The following is a 22,720-nucleotide window of genomic DNA, read 5'->3' as shown; positions in this document are numbered from 1 at the left end:
CACTCGTTAGACACCCTTTTCTTTATGCTTCTAACTGACTACGCCAACGATGCAACGTTGCTCGCTCCTCCTCGGTAATGATACCGAGTTCTAGCGCTACTTCCATGAGCGCATCGTAGTCAGTAACGGTATAGACGGGAACGCGTTCTTGTTCAAACGCGCGTTTTCCTTTTTCTAATCCGTATGTAAAAATGGCGACGACCCCAAGCACTTCGCATCCTGCTTCACGCAAGGCGCGCACAGCGTTTAATGAACTGCCTCCTGTAGAAATTAAATCTTCCACGACGACGACGTGTTGCCCTTTTTCTACTTTCCCTTCGATTTGTTTTCCTTTTCCATGTCCTTTCGCTTGACTGCGCACATAGCACATCGGCACATCGAGCCGTTCGCTCACCCATGCGGCATGAGGAATGCCTGCGGTCGCTGTTCCAGCAATGACGTGGACATGGGGGAAATGCGTGCGAATGAACGCTGTTAGCTCATCGGCAATCATCCGTCTTGTCGCTGGATAAGCTAGCGTCAGTCGGTTGTCGCAATATATGGGCGCTTGTATGCCTGAAGACCATGTAAACGGTTCGTTCGGGCTTAACGACACCGCACCGATCGAAAGAAGTTGTTTTGCGATTTGTTTCTTCATCATTGTTCACCATCCCATTCCCGTTTTAACCGCTCATACGCTTCGTGTGGATCATGCGCTTTCGTGATGCTTCGTCCGACGACGATATAAGTTGTTCCGAGCTGTCTTGCTTCGTTTGGTGTTACGACGCGCACTTGATCACCCTTTGCCTCGTTCGCAAAACGAATGCCGGGTGTGACGGTAATGAACGTTGGGCCAAAACGTGCGCGAAGAAGCGGCACTTCTTGGGCGGAACAAACGACCCCGTCCAGCCCGCTATCATGTGCAAGCGAAGCGTAATGGAGCACTGTGTCTTTCATCGTGCGGTCAATTAATAGCTCATGAACAAGCATCTGTTCGCTTATGCTCGTCAGTTGTGTCACCGCAATACAGCGTGGGCGCTTCATGCCGTGCGGCGTGCCTTCCTCTAATCCTTCTAACGCCGCACGCATCATCGCGCTTCCCCCTGATGCGTGGACGTTTACTAAATCAACTCCTAATTTTGCCAACCCTTTCATCGTTCGCTTAACTGTATTTGGGATATCATGAAGCTTTAAATCTAAAAAAATATAATGGCCACGCTGCTTTAGTTCGTCGATAATCGTCGGACCTTCTTGAAAGTATAGCTCCATGCCGACTTTGACAAATAGCGACGTATCGGAAAATAACTGTAAAAACGACTGCACTTCTTCTTTTGATGAAAAATCAAGCGCCACAATGAACGGTTGATCCATTGTTCCAACTCCTCCCCGTACATTCCGAAATGTGATCGACACCGAGTTCATCTAACAGCGCCGGCAAGTCGCGAATAATGTTTGGACAGACGTACGGGTCGATAAAATTGGCCGTTCCGATCGCGACCGCACGCGCACCGGCATAAAAAAATTCAATAACATCTTCCGCCGTTTCAATTCCACCCATCCCGATAATCGGAATGGATACGGCTTGGCTCACTTCGTAAATCATCCGAATAGCAATCGGCTTAATCGCTGGGCCAGATAGACCGCCAGTTCGATTCGCTAAAATCGGCTTCGTAGTTTTGACGTCAATACGCATACCTAACAACGTATTAATCATCGTCAACCCGTCAGCTCCAGCTTGCTCGATTGCTTTTGCCATGTGTACAATGTTTGTCACATTCGGCGATAGCTTCACGTATACAGGGACGTCAGATACTTCTTTTACCGCTCGCGTCAGTTCGGCGGCAACTTCAGGAACGGTACCGAACGCAATGCCGCCCTTTTTCACGTTCGGGCATGAAATGTTTAACTCGAGCGCATGAACGTTTGGCGCTTTTGATATACGCTTCGCCACTTCTACATATTCTTCCATCGTTGAACCGGCAACGTTGGCGATAATGGGCACGTCGTATTGCGCTAACCACGGCAATTCTTCAGCTATTACTCGATCTACACCCGGATTTTGCAACCCGATCGCATTTAACATGCCGCTTGGCGTTTCTGCTACCCGTGGGGTTGGATTACCGAAGCGCGCCTCTAACGTCGTCGCTTTAATCATGATTGCGCCTAGCACGCTTAAATCATAATACGCCGCATACTCCCGTCCAAACCCGAAACATCCAGATGCCGGCATGATCGGATTTTTTAATGATAGTCCTGGAAGCTCTACTGCAAGCCGGTTCATAACAACACCTCCCCCGCTCGAAATACTGGTCCATCGCTGCACACTTTTTTATATGCCGTCTCGCTATGAGGTACGCGGCAAACGCAAGCGAAGCAAGCTCCGATGCCGCACCCCATTCGTTCCTCGAGCGACAAATATACTTGTTGATGCGGAAAGTCATTCGCAAGCGCCCGCAACATCGGCTTCGGTCCACAAGCGTACAACACATCAAACGACAGATCATTTGCCCGAATGACATCGGTGACAAATCCTTTCATGCCATATGAACCGTCGACTGTCGCAACGTACATCTCGCCGAACGATGCAAATTTTTCATCATAAAACGCGACATGTTTCGTTTGAAAACCGAGCACGGTCGTGACGAAAACACCGTTTTGGCTAAGCTGTTTGGCGAGCTCAAACAACGGGGGAACGCCGATGCCTCCTCCGACAAGCAAAGCTCGCTCTCCTCTTTTTGCCGCTGTTACCGAAAAACCGTTCCCGAGTGGACCGAGCACATCGACTGTTTCGCCACGTGCTTTTTGTGAAAGAAGCGTCGTTCCTGCGCCTTCTACACGGTAAATGATCGTGCACTCATTCGCCTTTTGATTGATGTCGCAAAGGCTGAGCGGACGCCGTAATAGCGGCGTCGCTCCCACCTTCATATGCACAAATTGTCCCGGTATATGCATATGTTGAACGAGCGAACCGGAAAGAACAAGCTCATAAATGCGATGGGCGATCGGGCGATTCGACACAACCGTCATCATGTCTTTCATACGCCCACCTTCTTTTCTGCCATCGCCGTTGTCGAAAAAGTCATCGCTTCTAAGACGAGAAGCATCGCTTTCGCTGTATCGAGCGATGTCACGCACGGAATGCCGTTTTCTACTGCTTCGCGACGAATGCGGAAACCATCGCTTTCTGTTTCTTTTCCTTTCGTTAACGTATTGATGACGACTTGCGCCTCGCCTTGGCGAATGACGTCAAGAATGTTTGGCGAGCCGGTATGAATTTTATTTACGACTGTGACCGGAATGTTTGCTTGGCGCAACACGTTTGCCGTACCGTTTGTCGCAAGCAGCTGATAGCCAATATGGTAAAAACGCCGCGCGATATCGATCGCCTCTTCTTTATCTTTATCGGCAATAGTTAACAATACCGCCCCGTACGGACGAATGTGAATACCTGAAGCGACGAGCCCTTTATACAACGCTTTCGCAAATGTATCGTCTTTTCCGATTACTTCCCCGGTCGATTTCATTTCTGGACCGAGCGAAATATCGACGTTGCGCAACTTCGCAAATGAAAAGACAGGTGCTTTTACATAGACGCCTTCGCTTTCTTCTTTTAATCCTGTACTGTAACCAAGTTCTTTTAACTTCGCCCCTAAAATGACTTTTGTTGCGATGTTTGCCATTTTCACGTTCGTAATTTTACTTAAAAATGGAACGGTGCGGCTCGACCGTGGATTTACTTCCAATACGTATACGTCTCCGTCGTATAAGACGAATTGAATGTTTAATAAACCGACGATGCCTAGCCCCTTCGCAAGCGCAATCGTGTAGTCGACAATTTGCTGTTGTACATCTTTCGTTAACGTTTGCGGTGGATAGACGGCGATCGAATCGCCGGAATGAACTCCGGCGCGCTCAATATGTTCCATAATGCCCGGAATAAATACATCGTCACCGTCTGAAATGGCATCGACTTCAATTTCTTTCCCGATTAAATAGCGGTCAATTAATACCGGATGTTGTGGATTGACTTTCACCGCATGTTCCATGTAATGAAGGAGCTCTTCCTCTTTATATACGATTTCCATCGCCCGACCGCCAAGCACGTACGATGGACGCACGAGAACCGGATAACCGATATGTTGGGCAATGTGTACCGCTTCATCAACTGAACATGCCGTTTTTCCTTTCGGTTGCGGAATGCCAAGTTGCGCCAGCGTCCGTTCGAATTTGTCCCGGTTTTCAGCGCGATCTAAATTTTCAAGCGACGTACCGAGAATGCGCACGCCGCGCGCGGCTAGCTCCGCCGCTAAGTTGATCGCCGTTTGACCGCCGAATTGGACGATCACGCCAATCGGTTGTTCGAGATCAATGACGTGCATCACATCTTCAATCGTTAACGGTTCAAAATATAACTTATCGGAAATGCTAAAGTCGGTAGATACCGTCTCTGGATTGTTGTTAATAATGATTGCTTCGTACCCTGATTCTTTAATCGCCCATACGCAATGAACGGTCGCGTAGTCAAACTCAATTCCTTGCCCGATGCGAATCGGACCTGAGCCGAGCACGACGACGCTTTCGCGCGGGGTAACAACAGATTCGTTTTCTTCTTCGTATGTGCTGTAATAATACGGCGTTTCTGATTCAAATTCTGCCGCGCACGTATCGACCATTTTATAGACAGGCGTGAGTCCTGCTCGTTTGCGCATGTCGTATACGTCGCGCTCCGTCATGTTCCAAAGTTTCGCGATCGCCACATCGGAAAATCCGATATCTTTCGCTTTCGCTAGTACGTCTATATCGCCAACATGTTCACGTACAACTGATTCGTACTCTACAATACTTGCAATTTTTGTTAAAAAGAATACATCGATTTGACTCCATGCATGCACTTGTTCGACCGTTACGCCGCGTCGAAACGCTTCTGCAATGTAAAATAACCGTTCGTCCCCCGCTTTTTGAATGCGTTTTTGCAATAGCGCATCATCGACTTGTTCTTTTAACTCAAGATGGTACACGTTCGTTTCGAGCGAGCGCACCGCTTTTAATAGCGACTGTTCAAACGTGCGCCCGATCGCCATCACTTCGCCTGTCGCTTTCATTTGCGTACCGAGATGACGGTTCGCTGATTCAAATTTATCAAATGGAAAGCGCGGGATTTTCGTGACGACGTAATCAAGCGCCGGCTCGAAGCAAGCGTACGTTTTTCCTGTCACCGGATTCATCATTTCATCAAGCGTTAAACCGACCGCAATTTTTGCAGCTAGCTTGGCGATCGGATATCCGGTCGCTTTCGAAGCGAGTGCCGATGAGCGGCTGACGCGTGGGTTGACTTCAATGACGTAATATTGAAAACTGTGCGGATCAAGCGCAAGTTGCACGTTGCACCCACCTTCGATGCCGAGCGCGCGAATAATGCGAAGCGACGCGTTGCGCAACAGTTGATATTCGCGATCGCTTAACGTTTGGCTCGGAGCGACGACAATTGAATCGCCCGTATGAATGCCGACAGGATCAATATTTTCCATATTGCAAACGACGATGGCGTTATCTTTCGCATCGCGCATCACTTCGTATTCGATTTCTTTATAACCTGCGATGCTTTTTTCTAATAAACATTGATGGACAGGGCTCATTTTTAAGCCGCTTGAAACGATATCAATCAACTCTGTTTCGTTCGTACAAATGCCTCCTCCTGTTCCACCGAGCGTAAACGCCGGTCGGACGATGACAGGATAACCGATTTGTGCGACGAATGCATATGCTTCTTGTAAACTATGAACGATAGCGCTCTCTGGCACAGGTTCGCCAAGTTCGTTCATGAGCGCGCGAAATTGCTCGCGATCTTCCGCTTTTTCAATCGCTTCTAATTTCGTGCCGAGAATTTCAACGCCGCACTCTTCAAGCACGCCTGCTTTCGCTAATTCGACCGCCAAATTTAAGCCCGTTTGTCCGCCAAGCGTCGGCAAAATCGCATCGGGACGCTCTTTGCGAACGACGCGCGCAACAAATTCAAGCGTTAACGGTTCCATGTATACTTTGTCGGCAATTTCTGTATCGGTCATAATTGTCGCTGGATTCGAGTTGACGAGAATGACTTTATATCCTTCTTCCTTTAAGGCTAAACATGCTTGCGTCCCTGCGTAATCAAATTCCGCTGCTTGCCCGATGACGATCGGCCCTGATCCGATGACGAGAATCGTTTCAATATCTTGACGTTTAGGCATGAATGGCACCTCTTTCTTTTTTAAACTGTTCGATCATAGCGATAAAATCATCAAACAAGTCGTTAGCATCTTCTGGCCCTGGCGACGCCTCCGGATGAAATTGCACCGTAAACGCTGGAACGTCGCGATGGCGAATTCCTTCGATCGTTCCGTCGTTTAACGCGATGTGCGTCACTTCTAACCGCGTATGAACGAGCGACTGTTCCGTAACGGTATAACCGTGATTTTGCGACGTCATCGCGACTTTTCCTGTTTCTATATGTTTGACAGGGTGGTTCGAACCGCGATGACCGAACTTCATTTTTTCCGTATTCGCCCCACAAGCGAGCGCAAACAGTTGATGACCAAGACAAATGCCAAAAAGCGGAACGTGGCCGAGCACACCTCGAATCATATTAAGCGCCTCTGGCACATCTTTCGGATCCCCCGGTCCGTTTGATAACATCACCCCATCTGGATGAAGGCGCAACACGTCTTCTGCTGTTGCGTTATACGGGAGCACGACGACGTCACAATCTCGTTTATTTAACTCGCGCAAAATGCCGTGCTTCATGCCAAAGTCGATCAATACAACGCGATGGCCGCGCCCTGGACTAGCGTACGGACTTTTTGTCGAGACGCGCTTCACTTGATCGCGCGCAAGCTCCGTTTCTTTTAAATGGGCAACCGCCTCTTCAACAGATACGTCCATGTCGCAAATCATTCCTTTTAACGTGCCGTGTTGGCGGATGATGCGCGTCAGTTTCCGCGTATCTACTCCTGCTAATCCCGGGATGTTTTTCATGCGCAAATAGTCGTCAAGCGTATGTTCGCACCGCCAATTGGACGGCGATGAGCACGCTTCTTTGACGATAAAACCGAACACGTATGGTTCAATCGACTCAAAGTCGTCGCGATTTATGCCGTAGTTGCCGATCAACGGATACGTCATCGTCACGATTTGTCCGCAATACGATGGGTCGGTTAAAATTTCTTGATATCCTGTCATTCCTGTATGAAAAACAACTTCGCCGATTGTTTGCACCGTGCTTCCAAACGCTTCGCCAACAAAGCGCGTACCGTCTTCTAAAATGAGTTGTCGCTTCATCACTCTCTCCCTTTCTGCCAAACGATTTTTCCGTCGACGACCGTCATCGTCGGCCATCCTTTACATACCCAGCCTGCAAACGGTGTGTTTTTTCCTTTTGAAGCAAACGTATGAGGATCGATAACTTGTTCCGTATGTAAATCGATAACGACAAAATCTGCTTTTGCCCCAACTTTCAGCTCGCCACCGTCGATACGAAACGTTTCCGCTGGTTTTTTCGCAAGCCAATCGACGAGCTGCTTTAACGTACATACTCCTTTTTCAACGAGGTGCGTGTATAAAAGCGGAAAAGCGGTTTCTAACCCAACGATGCCAAACGGGGCGAACACCATTCCTTCATTTTTTTCTTCTTCTGTATGAGGGGCATGGTCAGTCGCGATCAAATCGATCGTTCCATCAAGCAATCCTTCGATTAACGCTTGTTGATCTTCTTTCGTGCGCAGCGGTGGATTCATTTTAAAGTTTGCGTCTAACGTTGGAATGTCTTCATCGCAAAGAAGTAAATGGTGCGGCGTCACTTCAGCGGTGACGCGAATACCTGCCCGCTTTGCTTCGCGCACGATGCGCACCGATTGTTTCGTGCTCATATGACAAACGTGATAATGGCAACCTGTCGCTTCCGCTAACAACACATCGCGCGCAATATGTACCGCTTCACAAACGGAAGGAATACCGGTCAGTCCGTGTCGTTTCGCAAACGCTCCGTCATGCACGCATCCTTTATACGTCAGCGTTTCGTCTTCACAATGTGCGACGATCGGCATATCGAGAGCAGCAGCTTGCTGCATCGCCTCGTACATCATGCGCGCGCTTTGTATCCCAACGCCATCGTCCGTAAACGCAAACGCCCCCGCCTCTTTCAATGCGGCAAAGTCAACGAGCTGTTTACCTGCTTGGCGCACGGTAATGGCGGCATACGGTAACACGCGCACATGCGCTGTTTCGCGAATGCGCTGCATAAGCCATTCCATTTGTTGTTTCGAATCGGGAACAGGTTTTGTGTTCGGCATGGCGGCGATCGTCGTAAATCCGCCTTTCGCTGCCGCTAACGTTCCTGTCGCAATCGTTTCTTTATGCTCGCCACCCGGCTCGCGCAAATGAACGTGCACGTCAATAAACCCCGGCGCGATAAATTGTTCACATACATCGATCACTTCCTCGCGATCGTGTGCCTCGATGCACGGGGCGATCGCAACGATGCGCCCTCCGTCTATTTTTATATCCGTCAACACTAGCTCGCCTCGTTCATTAAGCGAGCGCGCACGTTTGAAAATGATAGCCATTTCGCTCTCCCCCTTTTTGTAGCGCGCGTTTCAATACAGCCATGCGCACGTATACACCGTTTTCCATTTGTTTAAAAATGCGGGAACGTTCGCATTCGACGAGTTCGCTTGCAATTTCTACATCGCGATTGACAGGAGCGGGATGTAAAATGATGCTCGTTTTCTTCATCTGTTTTTCTCGCTCGATCGTTAACCCGTACTGAGCGTGGTATTGTTCCTTCGTCCACCCCATTTGTCGTTCGTGGCGTTCATGTTGAATGCGAAGGAGCATGACGACATCCGCTTCTTTTACTGCCGTATCGAAATCCACGTACGTGCCGAACGGATTCGTCGCATCTTGCCACTCGGGCGGGCTGCAAAATAAGACGTTAGCGCCGAGCCTCGTTAATATTTCAGCATTGGAGCGGGCGACACGGCTATGACGAATGTCACCAACGATCGCCACTTGAAGCCCGATAAACGTGCCGAACTGCTGATAAATCGTCATTAAATCAAGCAGCGATTGCGTCGGGTGGTGACCGCACCCATCGCCGGCGTTAATGATCGGGATATGGACTACATCGCGCAACGGTTCAAAGTAATCGTCAGACGGATGACGAATGACGACCGCCTCTACGCCGATCGCTTGCAACGTCCGAATCGTATCGTATAACGTTTCTCCTTTTTGGACGCTCGACATTTGTGCATCAAACGGAATGACTTCTAGCCCAAGCTTTCGTTCTGCAATTTCAAAGCTGCATTTTGTACGCGTACTCGGTTCAAAAAATAAGTTCGCCACAAACGTTTGTTTATTTGTTTTCCATGTTTCTCCGTTCGCAAATCGTTCCGCTTCATGCAAAATGGCAAGCACTTCATCAACGGACAACTCGGTTAACGTAAGTAAATGCATACAAGACTCCTCCTTTTTAGTAAAAAAACACCTTGCCATGCGAGGCAAGGTGTTGAAAAGCATGAGGAAAACATATGTCCTCCTCCTCGCACCTTTGTAAGCCTCGCTGGACTTCATTTAAAAGGTGCATTATGCGACATCATGATGTTGTTCATATGTGCTATCGTTCATGTTCGGACGGCCTGGTAAAATGAGATTTAATACGATGCCTGTAATCGCCGCAAGCGCCATGCCGTGCACTTCAAATTGCTCCGATACTTTTACGACCGCATCCCCGATGCCGATGACGAGAATGACGGATGAAATGACTAAGTTTCGCTTATCGCCAAAGTCGATTTTACTATCGACAAGCATGCGTAAACCAGAGGAAGCGATAATTCCGAACAACAAGATCGATACGCCGCCCATGACCGGCGTTGGAATCGAACTGATGATCGCCGTCACTTTGCCGAAAAATCCGAAGGCGATCGCAAGGACAGCTGCACCGGCTAACACGTATACGCTATATACGCGCGTAATCGCCAATACGCCGATATTTTCTCCGTACGTCGTCTTCGGTGGGCCGCCGATGAGCGCAGAAATCATCGTCGCTAATCCGTCACCGAAAATGGAGCGATGTAAGCCTGGCTCTTTAATGTAGTTGCGACCGACAACTTTGCCTAACACGAGCTGGTGGCCGATATGTTCAGACAGCGTCACGATCGCCACAGGAACCATAAGCAATACGATGTCGAGCGTAATGCGCACGTCGTAATGAACGAACGGCAAGAGGAAGTCTGGCATTTCAAGCCATTTTGCTTTCGCCACTCCTGATAAATCGACGACGCCGATCGCTAGCGCGTACACGTAGCCGACGATAATGCCCATTAATACAGGGACGAGGCTAAACATTCCTCGCGATAAAATCGAGAACATAATGGTTGCTGCAAGCGTCACGATCGCCACAGAAAAGTGCGTTAAACTATATGTTCCATCTGGGCCGTTCATCGCCATGCTGACGGCAACGTTCGCTAACCCGAGTCCGATGACGATAATGACTGGACCGACAACGATCGGCGGCAATAAATTCATAATCCAGCGATAGCCCGCTCTTTTAATCGCTAAAGCGACGATGCCGTACACAAGCCCCGCTAAAAAGCTGCCGATCATCGCCGCACCCGGTCCGCCCGCTGCTTTCGCTGCAATGATTGGCGTAATGAACGCGAACGACGAACCAAGATAAGCTGGCACTTGCCATTTTGTGACGATTAAAAAGGCGAGCGTGCCGAGTCCACTTGAAATAAGCGCCATAGCTGGACTTAGCCCGACTAAATACGGAACTAAAATCGTTGCGCCAAACATCGCGAATAAATGTTGTAAGCTAAGCGAAATGAGTTGCCCGAACGAAGGGACATCTTTCACGTCTAATACCGGTTTCATCATTCTCTCTCCTTTTTCTATTTATATAAAAAACCCTCTTTGTCCGTACGAAGGCACAAAGAGGGTGTAAAAAACCGTTCCCCTTTGTCAGCCTCGCTGGACTGCCTTTAAAAAGGGTGCTTTATTCATGTATGCTCACTTGATCCGTGTCATCGACTTCTTTTAACTCGACGACAATCATTTCCGAGCTCGATGTCGGAATGTTTTTGCCGACAAAATCAGCACGAATCGGCAATTCGCGATGGCCGCGGTCGACGAGAACAGCCAGTTGAATTTGCGCCGGACGGCCGAGATCCATGACGGCATCCATCGCCGCGCGCACCGTTCGACCAGTAAATAACACATCGTCGACTAAAATGACTTTTTGATTCGTCACAGAAAACGGGACGTCTGTTCCTTTGACGAGCGGTTCACGATCAACTGTTTTCACCGTTAAATCATCGCGGTATAACGTAATATCTAGCTCGCCGACAGGAATGGCTGTTCCTTCAATTTGTTCAATGCGCTCGGCTAACCGCTTCGCTAAGTAAATGCCACGCGTTTTAATGCCGATAAGCACACAGCCGTCAATCCCTTTATTTCGTTCAATAATTTCATGGGCGATGCGCGTCAATGCGCGTCGAATCGCTTGTTCGTCCAATACAACTGCCTTTTGCATCATTTCACCTCCATACAAAAACCCTCTCACCGTTTGGCGAGAGGGTACATGTAGGCATACGTCACCTATATCCGACACCTTCTCAGCCTCACGGGACTGAACTTAAAGGTTCTTGTTCACTTGAATTCATTTTACGTTTCCTGTTTTCATTTGTCAACGATTATTTCGCAACATATCGAGCAATCGTTCAAATTCATGAGGGAGCGGGGCTTTAAACTGCATATATTCGCCCGTGCGTGGATGATGGAAACCTAATACCCCGGCATGAAGCGCTTGTCCATCAAGCGGTAACGTTTTGCGCGGACCGTATTTCGGATCGCCTGCGAGCGGGTAGCCAATATATTTCATATGGACGCGAATTTGATGCGTTCGCCCTGTTTCGAGCTGACACTCGACGAACGTATAATGGTCAAATCGTTCAAGCACGCGGAAATGCGTCACCGCCTCCTTCCCGTTCTCAACAACCGCCATGCTTTGCCGATCGCGCGGATCGCGTCCGATCGGGGCATCAATTGTCCCATAATCGTGCGGAATAACACCGTGAACGATCGCTTCGTATTTGCGCGTAACCGTTTTGTTTACAAGCTGATTGACGAGCGATTCGTGGGCGAGATCGTTTTTAGCCACCATTAACAAGCCTGACGTATCTTTATCGATGCGGTGCACAATGCCTGGACGCAACACGCCGTTAATGCCTGAAAGGTCTTTACAATGGGCGAGCAACGCATTCACAAGCGTTCCGCGCATATGCCCTGGCGCAGGATGGACGACCATGCCGCGCGGCTTATTGACAACTAATACGTCCGCATCTTCGTAATATATGTCAAGCGGAATATGTTCTGGTTCGACATGAAGCGGTTCAGGATCCGGAATAGAGATCGTCACTTCATCGTCGACGTGACACTTATAGTTCGGCTTCACCGCCTTTCCGTTGACGAGGACGTGCCCTTCTTTTAGCCATTGTTGCACTTGAGAACGAGACCATTGCTCGTTTAATTCGGCAATCACTTTATCGATTCGTTCTCCGTCATGTTGATCTTCAATTGTGAGTTGAATTTGCTCCATCGCTCATTCCCTTTCGTTGTTTTTCTTCGATCCATGTGTAAATAAACATGAGCGCGACACCAATCGTTAACGCGGCATCAGCAACGTTGAAAATCGGAAAGCTGTAACTAAATATGTACGCATGAATGAAATCGACGACTTCTTTCCGAAAGACGCGGTCAATAAAGTTGCCAAGCGCTCCGCCAAGCATGAGCCCGAGCGCAACGCCAAACAACCGCTGCGTAGGCTGCAAGCGTTGAATGTATATGACGATGCCGACGACAACGACAACCGTAACGATATAAAACAACCAAAATTGTCCTTGCAACATGCCCCATGCTGCGCCGCGATTACGATGTGACGTCATATATAACACGTTTTCAATGATCGGAATGCTTTCCCCTAATTCCATATAGCGAACGACAAGCCACTTCGTCCATTGATCAAGCAAAATGACGACAAAAGCAAGCAAATAATATACCATCATACCCCTCCAAGACGAAATTCTTTTTCATTGTATCATAAACAATCCCCCCTTGAAAGAGAGGGGGGATTAGTGTTATTGCTTGACAATTGTCGCACAACGTGGACATAGCTCTGGGTAATCAGCATGTTCGCCGACTGTCGGTGTAACGACCCAGCAACGTGCGCACGTTTTTCCTTCCGCTTGTTTAACAACAATCGCTGTTTTCGTAAATGTTTGCGCCTCGCTCGGTGCTTCTGTAAATGAGCCACCAATCGAAAACGCGGAAACGATTAACAATTGTTTCATATCTTCTTTAATGGAGTCGATGAGCGCTTTCGCCTCTTCTGTCGGATATAAAACGACGTGCGCAGTGAGCGATTTTCCGATTAATTTTTCGCTACGCGCCACTTCTAGCGCCTTTAATACTTCGTCGCGCAGTTCCATAAACGCATCCCATTTTGCGACGATGCGATCGGCATCATCGATATGCACCGCCTCTGGCATATCAACAAGCTGTACGCTTTCTTCTTTCACGTGCGGGATGTACGACCATACTTCATCTGCCGTATGCGGTAAAATTGGCGCAACAAGTTTCGTTAACGCCACAAGCGTTTCATACAACACCGTCTGAATCGAACGGCGTTCATGACTATTTGCCGCCTCGATGTACAACACATCTTTCGAAAAGTCAAAGTAAAACGCGCTTAAATCGACGGTACAGAAGTTGTTCACTTCATGATAAATCGTCGCAAATTCGTACGTTTCATATGCTTGTTTTACTTTTTCGATGAGACGATTTAATTTCACAAGCATATAGCGGTCAACTTCGCGCAACTCGTCGATCGCAACGCGTTCTGTTGGATTGAAATCGAATAAGTTGCCGAGCATAAAACGGAACGTATTGCGAATTTTACGATACACTTCTGCCACTTGTTTTAAAATGTTGTCGGAAATGCGCACGTCTGCTTGATAATCGACCGACGCAACCCAAAGGCGCAAAATGTCGGCACCAAGCTGCTCCATCACTTTTGCTGGCACGACGACGTTGCCGAGCGATTTGCTCATTTTCCGTCCTTCGCCATCTAATACGAATCCGTGGCTTAGCACACCTTTATACGGCGCTTTGCCTGTGACGGCAACCGCTGTCGATAGCGACGAGTTAAACCAGCCGCGGTATTGGTCTGATCCTTCTAAATAAAGGTCTGCTGGACGTTGTAAATCATCGCGTTCTTCTAATACCGCTTGATGAGAAGAGCCGGAGTCAAACCATACGTCCATAATGTCCGTCTCTTTCGTAAAGCGACCGTTTGGACTGCCTGGGTGCGTAAATCCTTCTGGAAGTAAATCTTTCGCTTCCCGTTCAAACCAGACGTTTGATCCGTATTGACGGAACAAGTTCGATACGTGCTCAATCGTTTCGTCTGTAATAATTGGCTCGCCATTTTCTGCATAAAAGACCGGAATCGGTACACCCCATGCGCGTTGTCGCGAAATGCACCAGTCGCCGCGATCGCGAATCATGTTATGAATGCGAATTTCGCCCCACGCTGGCACCCATGTCGTTTCTTCCACCGCCTTCAACAATTGCTCGCGAATTTTATCAATCGACGCAAACCACTGCGCTGTCGCACGGAAAATGGTCGGTTGCTTCGTGCGCCAGTCGTGCGGATACGAGTGCGTAATAAACGATAGTTTTAACAGAGCTCCAACTTCTTGCAGTTTTTCAGTAATCGCTTTGTTCGCATCGTCGTAAAACATGCCGGCAAACCCTGGCGCTTCTTCTGTCATATAGCCGCGCTCATCGACAGGGCAAAGAACGCCTAAGCCGTATTTTTGTCCGACGACAAAGTCATCTTCCCCGTGGCCCGGAGCGGTATGGACACAACCTGTTCCTGCATCCGTTGTGACGTGTTCGCCACAAATGACGAGCGAGTCACGATCGTAAAACGGATGTTTCGCCACGACGTATTCAAGTTCGCTTCCTTTTACTGTTTTTAATACATTGACATGTTCCCAGCCGATTTCTTTTTGTACCGATTGTAATAACTCCGATGCAACGACGTATTTGCCACCATCTGCCTCAACGACGCTATATTGCAACTGTGGATGCACAGCAATTCCTAAGTTCGCTGGAATCGTCCATGGTGTCGTCGTCCAAATGACGATTTTTTCATCGCCATCAAGCACACCTTTTCCGTCTTTCACAGGAAAGGCGACGTAAATCGACGGTGAACGTTTATCTTTATATTCAATTTCCGCTTCGGCAAGCGCGGATTCGCTTGATGGCGACCAATATACTGGCTTTAGCCCTTTATAAATGAGTCCTTTTTTCGCCATTTCACCGAACACTTTAATTTGTTGTGCTTCGTATGCTGGCGTTAACGTAATGTAAGGGTTATCCCAATCACCGCGCACACCAAGCCGTTTAAATTGTTCGCGCTGGCGGTCGATTTGCTCGTACGCATATTGTTCGCACAGCTTGCGAAACTCGGCGACACTCATTTCTTTTCGATTGACGCCTTTCGTTTTCGTCAATGCTGTTTCAATCGGCAAGCCGTGCGTATCCCATCCCGGCACGTACGGTGCACAGTAGCCGCTCATCGATTTATAGCGCACGATAAAATCTTTTAAAATTTTATTGAGCGCATGCCCCATATGAATGTCGCCGTTCGCATACGGCGGTCCATCGTGCAACACGAAAAGCGGCCGATCTTTCGTGCGCTCTTGCACTTTACGGTAAATGTCCATTTCTTCCCACTTCGCTTGTATTTGCGGTTCACGTTGCGGCAAATTGCCTCGCATCGGAAAATCGGTTTTTGGCATGAGTAACGTATCTTTGTAGTCCATGACTATACCTCCTTTTATGTCAATAAAAAAAGCCTTCTCATGCCCAAAAGGGACGAGAAGGTCTCGCGGTACCACCCTTATTGACTATGTACAATAGTCCACTCGACATTCGTAACGGGAATGACGCGCCGTGGCCTACTTATGTTCGGCACGGAACTCCGGGGTGATCTTCATTCTTTCGCTTATGCCGAGCTTCCACCGCCCTCGGCTCGCTGAAATAAGCTGATGAAAGAACTACTGTCCCCTTCATCGTTTTTCCATGTATAACTGTATTCGATATTATAGGCAATAACGATGCCGCTCGTCAAGACTCCGTTATTTCTTGTATCGCTTCATCGTCAAGCTTGTAGTCTAATAAATGATCCCAGTCACCGCTGTTTAACATATCGAGCTGCGCTTCAATTAACATCTTGAAGCGGTTGCGAAACACTTTCGCTTGTCGCTTTAATTCTTCGACTTCCATTGAAATTTTCCGCGTTTTCGCGAGCGCTTCGCTAATGATGCGGTCGGCGTTTTTCTCCGCTTCTTTAATGATGAGCTTCGCCTCTTTTTGTGCGTTTCGCTTCACTTCTTCGGCGGTTTCTTGTGCGATTAAAATTGATTTATTGAGCGTCTCTTCAATGTTTGTGAAGTAATTCAGCTTTTCTGTTAGCTCCTTTACTTTTTCCTCGAGCTGCTTTTTTTCACGCAACACCATTTCATAGTCTTTAATGACTTGGTCTAAAAATTCATTTACCTCATCTTCATCATATCCGCGAAAACCTCGGCTAAATTCCTTATTATGAATATCTAACGGCGTCAACGGCATGTGGTCCACCTCCATCTTATGTACGTACCATGGCTATTCGACATGTTTTGCGAAAATCCTGCTTTTATTTCGTTTTTTCGACAACGATGCGCCACTTTTCTTTTTTCGTTTGCCCTGCAATCGTCTGCAAACGGCAGCGCCCATGTTGCCGAAGCGATAATAAGTCGCCTTCTCGACATTCAGCAGACGGCTCATCGACAACTTTCCAGTTCAATTTTGCCCATCCTTGTTCAATAAGCGTCTGCACTTTTTGACGTGACAGACGAAACGTTTGCGCGAGCACAGCGTCGAGGCGAAGGGAAGGTACAGTAATCGTCTCTTCTTCCCACGTTTCAGCGACGACGCGCATCTCCGACAACGGTCGTTGTTGCAATGAGACAGAAGCGTTGCGAATCGACGTCATATTCATCTTCACAAACGGAGCGATATCGGAGGCGACAACAAACTGAACGACGTCATCGGCAATGACAATATCGCCGAACTTCTCGCGCTTCACACCGAGCGATAAAAGCGCGCCAAGTACGTCGCGATGTTCAATCGTTACAAATTTTTTCGGATAGCGGACAGAAAATAACGTCAGTTCAAAATCATCTTCTGTCGGTTCGATGTACGGCGGATATAAAAGCGCTCGCTTCCGTTCAGCAAGAGGACACCCGCCAAAAAACGATACGTTCACGTCATCGTGATGTCCGACGACGGTGCGAACGATTTGTTGCTCGCGCGGATCTAAAAACGGGGTAAGTTTTAGACGATATTGCATAGTCACGAGCCGTTTCCATTCGCACACAAGGTCAATGAAATGATGCTCTTCTTTACGAAAATGTTGATAAATGTTCATTATAACCCTCTGCTGATCATATCTAATAACCCATAAACACCTGCTGTTGCAAAACGCAAAACAAGCAAGGCGACAATTGGGGAAATGTCGATCATGCCGATAGGTGGAATAAAGCGACGAAACGGCTCTAAATATGGTTCACAAATGGTAGCGAAAAACTGCCCGACTTTTGTGTCGCGCGCATTTGGAAACCAAGACATTAAAATGTAAACAATAATCGCATACGAATATACTTGAATAATTGTCACAACAACATTTGCAATTTGATACATTTTACCACCTCTTTATCGTTGAGTCATCGTCCGATACGACCGAAATTGAACCGCTCACATCGACGTTATCTGGCGTGCATAAAAAAATTGTCGAGCCTACTTGTTGGATATCTCCACCAATCGCATATACCGTTCCGCTCAAAAAGTCGACGATGCGGCGCGCTTGATCGCGGTCGACGCGATGAACGTTGACGACGACGGCGCGCCGATTTTTTAAATGATCGGCAATTTCTTGCACTTCTGCATACACGCGCGGCTCAAATAAAACGACTTTCGAAGATTTTTGCACGCTTTGTAAACTGACGACATTTTGCTTTTGTTCAGCTTTCGGTTGTTGCACGACTTCCTCTTGCTCGTATTCATCCTCTTCCCATTTTTCCTCATCTAAGTCGAAAAAGTCGCGAATTTTTTTTACAAATCCCATTTATTCCACCTCCTCTTCGCCTACAAGACTTGTACCAAGTCGGATGAACGTCGCCCCTTCTTCCACCGCGATGACGTAATCGTTTGACATGCCCATCGACAACTCTGTACAAGGGGCGTGCGACCATTGTTTTTCTTGCACGCGTTCCTTTAGTTCACGCAACGTCCGAAAGCAGCGGCGAATCGTCGCTTCATCATCCGTATATGGCGCCATCGTCATTAATCCGACAACTTGAATGCGTGAAAAAGCAGATAACGTTTCAATAAACGGCAATACGTCTTCCGGCGCTAATCCATGTTTCGACTGCTCGCCTGAAACATTCACTTGCACAAAACATTTGATCGTCCGATTGGCTCGCTTATCGATTTCTTCCGCTAGCGAAAGGCGGTCAAGCGAATGAATGTAATCGACGTAATCAATGACTTGTTTCACTTTTCTTGATTGTAGCGTGCCGATGAAGTGCCACGTTGCTTGTTTTCCGATCGCCTCATATTTGTGCAAAAAGCCGTCCGCACGACTTTCACCTAAGTGAACGATCCCAGCTTCCACCGCCTCTTTTGCGCGTGCGACGCTCACATATTTCGTCACCGCCACAATTTGCACATCGGATACGCTTCGTCCTGTTTTTTCACACGCTTCGGCAATGTCGTATTGAATCGTTTGTAAACGTTGCTTCACAGACATATGATCACCTCCAGCCAATAAGCGCCATCATTCTCCCTGTCTTTCCACCATCGCGACGGTGGGAGAAAAATAATGATCGCTCACAGCTTGTGCAATACGATGAAACAGCTATTTGTTGAATCGGCACCCCAGCTTGTTGCAACAGCTGTTTATTCATTTCTTTTAAATCAAGCGCATACTGTCCCCTACTTGTTTCATTATAAAGAGATGGAGAGCAATTGGCTAGCGCCTTTTGAACGAATGTGATGACGCGATCATCGACGACGTAACAGCATCGGCCGATCGATGGACCGATCACAACATGAATATGTTGGGGAGCGACGCCTTCTTCTTCCCACCGTTTCACCATTTGTCCAGCGATGTTATGGACTGTCCCTTTCCAGCCAGCGTGGGCTACCCCAATGAGCTGCTTGCTTGGCGCAAAAAAGTAAAGCGGAACACAATCCGCAAAACAAAGCGCTAAAGTTAATTGTCGCTCGTTCGTATAAAGCCCGTCTGTATGCGGCAACGCGGTGTCGTACGTGCGCACTCCTTTGCCGGCATGCGCTTTCGTCACTTTCTCTATATGCACGCCATGCACTTGATGTGCGCACACCCATCGCTCAATCGAAAGACCGAGCGTTTCGGCAACAATTGTTCGATTTTTATACACCGCATCTTCATCATCTTCCACATGCATGCCAACATTTAACGTAGCGAACGGTTCATCGCTTACCCCGCCTTGCCTCGTTGTAAACGCAACGGTAACATGTTCCCAGCCTTCAAACAAAAGCAATTGTTCGCTCACTTGGCGAAATATTTCATTCATCATTCGACATCCTTTGTACAATTTTATCACTTTTTTTCCTATTTTATCACACCTTGCCGAAAACGTGAATTATTCATCGCCATCTAATCGAACGAGAATGACATCTGCACCGATTTTTACGATATCTCTCCACGGAATGATGATTTCATCTGCCCGTCCGAATAAACCGAGCACTTTCCCTGTCCTTATAATAATAATCGCCTCAATTTGGCCGGTCGTTAAGTTAATATCGATATCTCCAATATGCCCAAGCCGTTTTCCGTTCGCGACATTGACGACATCTTTTTGTTGTAATTCAGAAATTTTCACCATGTTTCTCCGCTCCTTTTTTGTTTCTATCTCCTATATGTATGCACAAGCCGGTCGTTGTAGTCATATGCGCAAAAAAGCCTCCATCCGTTTTCGATGGAGGCGTCTATTACCATTGAATGTTTTTGTTCATTTGCTTAATCGCAGCTTTTTCTAAACGGGATACTTGCGCTTGGGAAATCCCGATTTCTTCAGCCACTTCCATTTGTGTTTTTCCTTGAAAAAATCGTTTTCGAATAATCATTTTTTCTCGTTCGTTTAGGCGGCGCAACCCTTCTTTTAAAGCAATTTCTTCAATCCAATGAGTATCGCGGTTTTTTTCGTCGCTCAGTTGGTCCATGACATAAATCGGGTCGCCCCCATCGTTGTAAATCGGCTCAAATAGCGAAACAGGATCTTGAATAGCGTCTAGGGCAAACACGATATCTTCGTGCGGAACATCTAAAATTTTCGCAATCTCTTCTGCCGTCGGTTCCTTCGCTGTTTCAGTCATTATTTTTTCCCGAACTTGAAGCGCCTTGTACGCAATATCGCGCAACGAGCGAGAAACACGAATCGGGTTATTATCTCGTAAATATCGGCGAATTTCACCGATAATCATCGGCACAGCGTACGTGGAAAACTTAACATTTTGGCTTAAGTCAAAGTTATCAATTGATTTCATAAGTCCGATGCAGCCTACTTGAAACAAGTCGTCGACATATTCACCACGATTGTTAAATCGTTGAATGACGCTTAATACGAGCCGTAAATTCCCATTAATTAGCTTTTCGCGTGCGGATACATCCCCCGCTTGCATTTGCCGAAATAATTCACGCATTTCTTCGTTTTTTAGTACAGGAAGTTTCGATGTATCAACGCCACAAATTTCAACTTTGTTTCTTGTCATGTCTTTCCCTCCTTGCAGGAGATGCTGTCAGCTTTCAGTATCTCCTTTGAAGGGAAAAATATGCATTACATCATTTTGTTAAACTCTTTTCGCAATCGTTTAATAATTCGCTTTTCTAAACGGGAAATGTACGATTGGGAAATACCTAATAAATCGGCGACGTCTTTTTGCGTTTTTTCTTCCCCCCCGCTTAATCCGAAGCGAAGTTCCATAATTTGTTTTTCGCGTTCACTTAATTGATCGAGGGCGCGAAACAGTAGGTTACGATCAATATTTGCCTCTAAATCTTTCGTAATGACATCATCTTCTGTACCTAGTACATCCGATAATAACAATTCGTTTCCATCCCAATCGATGTTTAACGGTTCATCAAACGATACTTCAGATCGCACTTTATTGTTGCGCCGTAAATACATTAAAATTTCATTTTCGATACAGCGCGACGCATATGTAGCAAGTTTAATTTTTTTCTCTGGATTAAACGTATTGACCGCTTTAATTAATCCGATCGTGCCGATGCTAATTAAATCTTCAATGTTAATGCCCGTATTTTCAAATTTGCGCGCAATATAAACGACGAGGCGAAGATTGCGCTCAATTAATAGCGAACGCGCCGTTTCATCTCCGGAAGGAAGTTTTTTTAACAATAGTTCTTCTTCTTCTTTTGTCAATGGTGGCGGAAGCGCTTCACTTCCACCGATGTAATAAATTTCGTCCGCTTTTAAACCTAGTTTTTTCAATAATTTGTACCATACATACATGAGGCGCAATTTGAACAGTTTCATAAAAAACCTCCTTCTATTTTGGCGCATGTGGCCGTATGATAATAATAATTACGAAGCTTGCGACATGACGATATGCGGATGAACAATGCAGTTATATTCTCCATCGGCAGAAAGCGTCGCTCGGGAGAAGCCGATGAGCGCTTTGTTGACGGGCGTCCATTGCTTGTCGTCTAACCATTGCACATCGTCTGGCTTGATCGCAACTAACAGCTGCTGTTCGACGCCGACGGCACGATATGGGATGAAGCGCATGCGGCTAACCCATTCGTTCGGTATATCATCTGTGTACGTACGTTCATGAATCATTTGTAAAACAGAGGCAGGCAACATATGGGCGAACGGTTGCCATTCGACGATCATCACTGGAGCGCTCGTGAGCGGATCGCGTAGTTGGTTTCCGCTATCTACTAATCCTTTTAACAACACCGTTTGTCCAAAACATGTGACGCGCACATCAATGATATGTTCAAACCGTAATTTTTTTTCGCGAATCGTCCCCATTTGCGCTTTTGATAACATCCATAAAGCTGGAAACGTCACAACGACGAACAACCAGCTTATCGAAACCGAATGCAACGTCGATCCCATTTCACTTTGCAACAAAAAGTGAAACGCGATCATGCCTCCTCCCATCACAAATGTTGCAAAATAAAAAGCAAGCACATTTTCAATGAAAAAACGAAAGCGATAAAAACCAAAACAAATCCAAACGATAAAAAAAGAGATGATAAGCTTTGTTACGACATGAGACATGATATAAGCAAAAGGAGTGAGAACAAGCAAGGCGAGCAGCGAACCGACTAACGCCGCAAGCATAAGCCGCCATAAGCGAACGCGCCGTTTTAACATGATTGCCGCAAGCCATAGCAACATCGCATCAAAGCAAAAATTTAATAACCATACGAGATCGGCATAAATCAGCGGCATCCCCTCCTTATCTTGAAACTAGTATATAGCACTTCTAATAGGAAAGTGTGTCAAACGATGACGTCATTTCTTTAGAG

23 protein-coding genes and 1 other annotated feature are annotated in these 22,720 nt (G+C 47.1%); all 23 genes read right to left on the bottom strand.

All coding sequences use genetic code 11. The features are described from left to right. Positions 1 to 22: 22 nt before the first annotated feature. Positions 23 to 637: an orotate phosphoribosyltransferase gene (gene pyrE, locus K1I44_RS03655; RefSeq protein WP_219985369.1), complete on the bottom strand. Its 615-nt coding sequence runs from the start codon at positions 635 to 637 to the stop codon at positions 23 to 25. Next, positions 637 to 1,350 (bottom strand): orotidine-5'-phosphate decarboxylase, encoded by a 714-nt coding sequence (gene pyrF, locus K1I44_RS03650; protein ID WP_219985309.1) that lies wholly within the window; start codon positions 1,348 to 1,350, stop codon positions 637 to 639. Before pyrF ends, pyrE begins: the two co-directional genes overlap by 1 nt. Continuing rightward, a complete protein-coding gene (locus tag K1I44_RS03645; protein WP_091700034.1) occupies positions 1,322 to 2,260 on the bottom strand; it encodes a dihydroorotate dehydrogenase in 939 nt (312 codons plus the stop codon). The genes pyrF and K1I44_RS03645 overlap by 29 nt, the downstream gene beginning before the upstream one ends. Further along, complete coding sequence (locus K1I44_RS03640) at positions 2,257 to 3,018, bottom strand: dihydroorotate dehydrogenase electron transfer subunit (RefSeq protein ID WP_219985308.1); 762 nt, start codon at positions 3,016 to 3,018, stop codon at positions 2,257 to 2,259. The genes K1I44_RS03645 and K1I44_RS03640 overlap by 4 nt, the downstream gene beginning before the upstream one ends. Further along, positions 3,015 to 6,206 carry a carbamoyl-phosphate synthase large subunit gene (gene carB / locus K1I44_RS03635; protein WP_219985307.1) on the bottom strand — a complete coding sequence of 1,064 codons (3,192 nt, stop codon included), beginning with the start codon at positions 6,204 to 6,206 and terminating at the stop codon, positions 3,015 to 3,017. Before carB ends, K1I44_RS03640 begins: the two co-directional genes overlap by 4 nt. Next, positions 6,199 to 7,293, bottom strand: a complete 1,095-nt coding sequence (locus tag K1I44_RS03630) for a carbamoyl phosphate synthase small subunit (protein WP_219985306.1) — start codon at positions 7,291 to 7,293, stop codon at positions 6,199 to 6,201. The genes carB and K1I44_RS03630 overlap by 8 nt, the downstream gene beginning before the upstream one ends. Next, positions 7,293 to 8,576 carry a dihydroorotase gene (locus K1I44_RS03625; RefSeq protein ID WP_219985305.1) on the bottom strand — a complete coding sequence of 428 codons (1,284 nt, stop codon included), beginning with the start codon at positions 8,574 to 8,576 and terminating at the stop codon, positions 7,293 to 7,295. Before K1I44_RS03625 ends, K1I44_RS03630 begins: the two co-directional genes overlap by 1 nt. Further along, positions 8,542 to 9,465, bottom strand: coding sequence for an aspartate carbamoyltransferase catalytic subunit (locus K1I44_RS03620; protein WP_219985304.1), 924 nt, complete (start codon positions 9,463 to 9,465; stop codon positions 8,542 to 8,544). The genes K1I44_RS03625 and K1I44_RS03620 overlap by 35 nt, the downstream gene beginning before the upstream one ends. A gap of 129 nt (positions 9,466 to 9,594) precedes the next feature. Next, positions 9,595 to 10,887, bottom strand: a complete 1,293-nt coding sequence (locus K1I44_RS03615) for a solute carrier family 23 protein (protein ID WP_219985303.1) — start codon at positions 10,885 to 10,887, stop codon at positions 9,595 to 9,597. 118 nt (positions 10,888 to 11,005) lie between these two features. Next, the gene (gene pyrR / locus K1I44_RS03610; RefSeq protein ID WP_219985302.1) at positions 11,006 to 11,542 is read right to left on the bottom strand and encodes a bifunctional pyr operon transcriptional regulator/uracil phosphoribosyltransferase PyrR; all 537 of its coding nucleotides are present in this window, start codon (positions 11,540 to 11,542) and stop codon (positions 11,006 to 11,008) included. Between the two features lie 153 nt (positions 11,543 to 11,695). Beyond that, positions 11,696 to 12,607 (bottom strand): RluA family pseudouridine synthase, encoded by a 912-nt coding sequence (locus K1I44_RS03605; protein ID WP_003395047.1) that lies wholly within the window; start codon positions 12,605 to 12,607, stop codon positions 11,696 to 11,698. Continuing rightward, complete coding sequence (gene lspA, locus K1I44_RS03600) at positions 12,582 to 13,070, bottom strand: signal peptidase II (protein WP_219985368.1); 489 nt, start codon at positions 13,068 to 13,070, stop codon at positions 12,582 to 12,584. Before lspA ends, K1I44_RS03605 begins: the two co-directional genes overlap by 26 nt. A gap of 75 nt (positions 13,071 to 13,145) precedes the next feature. Further along, the gene (ileS, locus tag K1I44_RS03595; protein WP_219985301.1) at positions 13,146 to 15,899 is read right to left on the bottom strand and encodes an isoleucine--tRNA ligase; all 2,754 of its coding nucleotides are present in this window, start codon (positions 15,897 to 15,899) and stop codon (positions 13,146 to 13,148) included. Between the two features lie 45 nt (positions 15,900 to 15,944). Then, positions 15,945 to 16,158 (bottom strand) — a binding site (T-box leader). Between the two features lie 45 nt (positions 16,159 to 16,203). After that, the gene (locus K1I44_RS03590; protein WP_003395054.1) at positions 16,204 to 16,707 is read right to left on the bottom strand and encodes a DivIVA domain-containing protein; all 504 of its coding nucleotides are present in this window, start codon (positions 16,705 to 16,707) and stop codon (positions 16,204 to 16,206) included. 64 nt (positions 16,708 to 16,771) lie between these two features. After that, positions 16,772 to 17,545 (bottom strand): YlmH family RNA-binding protein, encoded by a 774-nt coding sequence (locus K1I44_RS03585; RefSeq protein WP_219985300.1) that lies wholly within the window; start codon positions 17,543 to 17,545, stop codon positions 16,772 to 16,774. Next, on the bottom strand, positions 17,545 to 17,817 hold the full coding sequence (locus K1I44_RS03580; protein ID WP_003395056.1) for a YggT family protein: 273 nt from the start codon (positions 17,815 to 17,817) through the stop codon (positions 17,545 to 17,547). Before K1I44_RS03580 ends, K1I44_RS03585 begins: the two co-directional genes overlap by 1 nt. Before the next feature lies 1 nt (position 17,818). Then, positions 17,819 to 18,241, bottom strand: a complete 423-nt coding sequence (locus K1I44_RS03575) for a cell division protein SepF (RefSeq protein ID WP_003395059.1) — start codon at positions 18,239 to 18,241, stop codon at positions 17,819 to 17,821. Then, the gene (locus K1I44_RS03570) at positions 18,242 to 18,925 is read right to left on the bottom strand and encodes a YggS family pyridoxal phosphate-dependent enzyme (protein WP_219985299.1); all 684 of its coding nucleotides are present in this window, start codon (positions 18,923 to 18,925) and stop codon (positions 18,242 to 18,244) included. A gap of 4 nt (positions 18,926 to 18,929) precedes the next feature. Beyond that, positions 18,930 to 19,733, bottom strand: a complete 804-nt coding sequence (gene pgeF / locus K1I44_RS03565) for a peptidoglycan editing factor PgeF (protein WP_003395063.1) — start codon at positions 19,731 to 19,733, stop codon at positions 18,930 to 18,932. A 69-nt stretch (positions 19,734 to 19,802) separates the two neighbouring features. Then, complete coding sequence (locus tag K1I44_RS03560) at positions 19,803 to 20,045, bottom strand: YlmC/YmxH family sporulation protein (protein WP_219985298.1); 243 nt, start codon at positions 20,043 to 20,045, stop codon at positions 19,803 to 19,805. A gap of 106 nt (positions 20,046 to 20,151) precedes the next feature. Further along, a complete protein-coding gene (gene sigG / locus K1I44_RS03555) occupies positions 20,152 to 20,931 on the bottom strand; it encodes an RNA polymerase sporulation sigma factor SigG (RefSeq protein WP_219985297.1) in 780 nt (259 codons plus the stop codon). 65 nt (positions 20,932 to 20,996) lie between these two features. Beyond that, complete coding sequence (gene sigE / locus K1I44_RS03550) at positions 20,997 to 21,716, bottom strand: RNA polymerase sporulation sigma factor SigE (RefSeq protein WP_003395069.1); 720 nt, start codon at positions 21,714 to 21,716, stop codon at positions 20,997 to 20,999. Positions 21,717 to 21,764: 48 nt separating this feature from the next. Continuing rightward, entirely contained in the window at positions 21,765 to 22,643 is an 879-nt protein-coding gene (gene spoIIGA, locus K1I44_RS03545) for a sigma-E processing peptidase SpoIIGA (protein ID WP_219985296.1), read from the bottom strand. Between the last annotated feature and the right edge of the window lie 77 nt (positions 22,644 to 22,720).

The sequence above is a fragment of the Anoxybacillus sp. ST4 genome, assembly GCF_019448545.1.
Taxonomy (GTDB): Bacteria; Bacillota; Bacilli; order Bacillales; family Anoxybacillaceae; genus Anoxybacillus; species Anoxybacillus pushchinoensis.
The sequence above is the reverse complement of the archived record's forward strand: the minus strand, read 5'-3'. Positions and strand labels throughout refer to the sequence as shown.

Coding starts and splice junctions, on each gene's coding strand:
- K1I44_RS03585 (WP_219985300.1), bottom strand. CDS start 17,545: ATGAACATTTATCAACATTTTCGTAAAGAAGAGCATCATTTCATTGAC.
- carB (WP_219985307.1), bottom strand. CDS start 6,206: ATGCCTAAACGTCAAGATATTGAAACGATTCTCGTCATCGGATCAGGG.
- K1I44_RS03605 (WP_003395047.1), bottom strand. CDS start 12,607: ATGGAGCAAATTCAACTCACAATTGAAGATCAACATGACGGAGAACGA.
- sigE (WP_003395069.1), bottom strand. CDS start 21,716: ATGAAACTGTTCAAATTGCGCCTCATGTATGTATGGTACAAATTATTG.
- K1I44_RS03615 (WP_219985303.1), bottom strand. CDS start 10,887: ATGATGAAACCGGTATTAGACGTGAAAGATGTCCCTTCGTTCGGGCAA.
- K1I44_RS03645 (WP_091700034.1), bottom strand. CDS start 2,260: ATGAACCGGCTTGCAGTAGAGCTTCCAGGACTATCATTAAAAAATCCG.
- K1I44_RS03590 (WP_003395054.1), bottom strand. CDS start 16,707: ATGCCGTTGACGCCGTTAGATATTCATAATAAGGAATTTAGCCGAGGT.
- K1I44_RS03570 (WP_219985299.1), bottom strand. CDS start 18,925: ATGTCTGTGAAGCAACGTTTACAAACGATTCAATACGACATTGCCGAA.
- K1I44_RS03640 (WP_219985308.1), bottom strand. CDS start 3,018: ATGAAAGACATGATGACGGTTGTGTCGAATCGCCCGATCGCCCATCGC.
- K1I44_RS03580 (WP_003395056.1), bottom strand. CDS start 17,817: ATGTATCAAATTGCAAATGTTGTTGTGACAATTATTCAAGTATATTCG.
- ileS (WP_219985301.1), bottom strand. CDS start 15,899: ATGGACTACAAAGATACGTTACTCATGCCAAAAACCGATTTTCCGATG.
- sigG (WP_219985297.1), bottom strand. CDS start 20,931: ATGACAAGAAACAAAGTTGAAATTTGTGGCGTTGATACATCGAAACTT.
- K1I44_RS03630 (WP_219985306.1), bottom strand. CDS start 7,293: ATGAAGCGACAACTCATTTTAGAAGACGGTACGCGCTTTGTTGGCGAA.
- lspA (WP_219985368.1), bottom strand. CDS start 13,070: ATGGTATATTATTTGCTTGCTTTTGTCGTCATTTTGCTTGATCAATGG.
- K1I44_RS03575 (WP_003395059.1), bottom strand. CDS start 18,241: ATGGGATTTGTAAAAAAAATTCGCGACTTTTTCGACTTAGATGAGGAA.
- spoIIGA (WP_219985296.1), bottom strand. CDS start 22,643: ATGCCGCTGATTTATGCCGATCTCGTATGGTTATTAAATTTTTGCTTT.
- pyrF (WP_219985309.1), bottom strand. CDS start 1,350: ATGGATCAACCGTTCATTGTGGCGCTTGATTTTTCATCAAAAGAAGAA.
- pgeF (WP_003395063.1), bottom strand. CDS start 19,733: ATGAATGAAATATTTCGCCAAGTGAGCGAACAATTGCTTTTGTTTGAA.
- K1I44_RS03625 (WP_219985305.1), bottom strand. CDS start 8,576: ATGGCTATCATTTTCAAACGTGCGCGCTCGCTTAATGAACGAGGCGAG.
- pyrE (WP_219985369.1), bottom strand. CDS start 637: ATGAAGAAACAAATCGCAAAACAACTTCTTTCGATCGGTGCGGTGTCG.
- pyrR (WP_219985302.1), bottom strand. CDS start 11,542: ATGCAAAAGGCAGTTGTATTGGACGAACAAGCGATTCGACGCGCATTG.
- K1I44_RS03560 (WP_219985298.1), bottom strand. CDS start 20,045: ATGGTGAAAATTTCTGAATTACAACAAAAAGATGTCGTCAATGTCGCG.
- K1I44_RS03620 (WP_219985304.1), bottom strand. CDS start 9,465: ATGCATTTACTTACGTTAACCGAGTTGTCCGTTGATGAAGTGCTTGCC.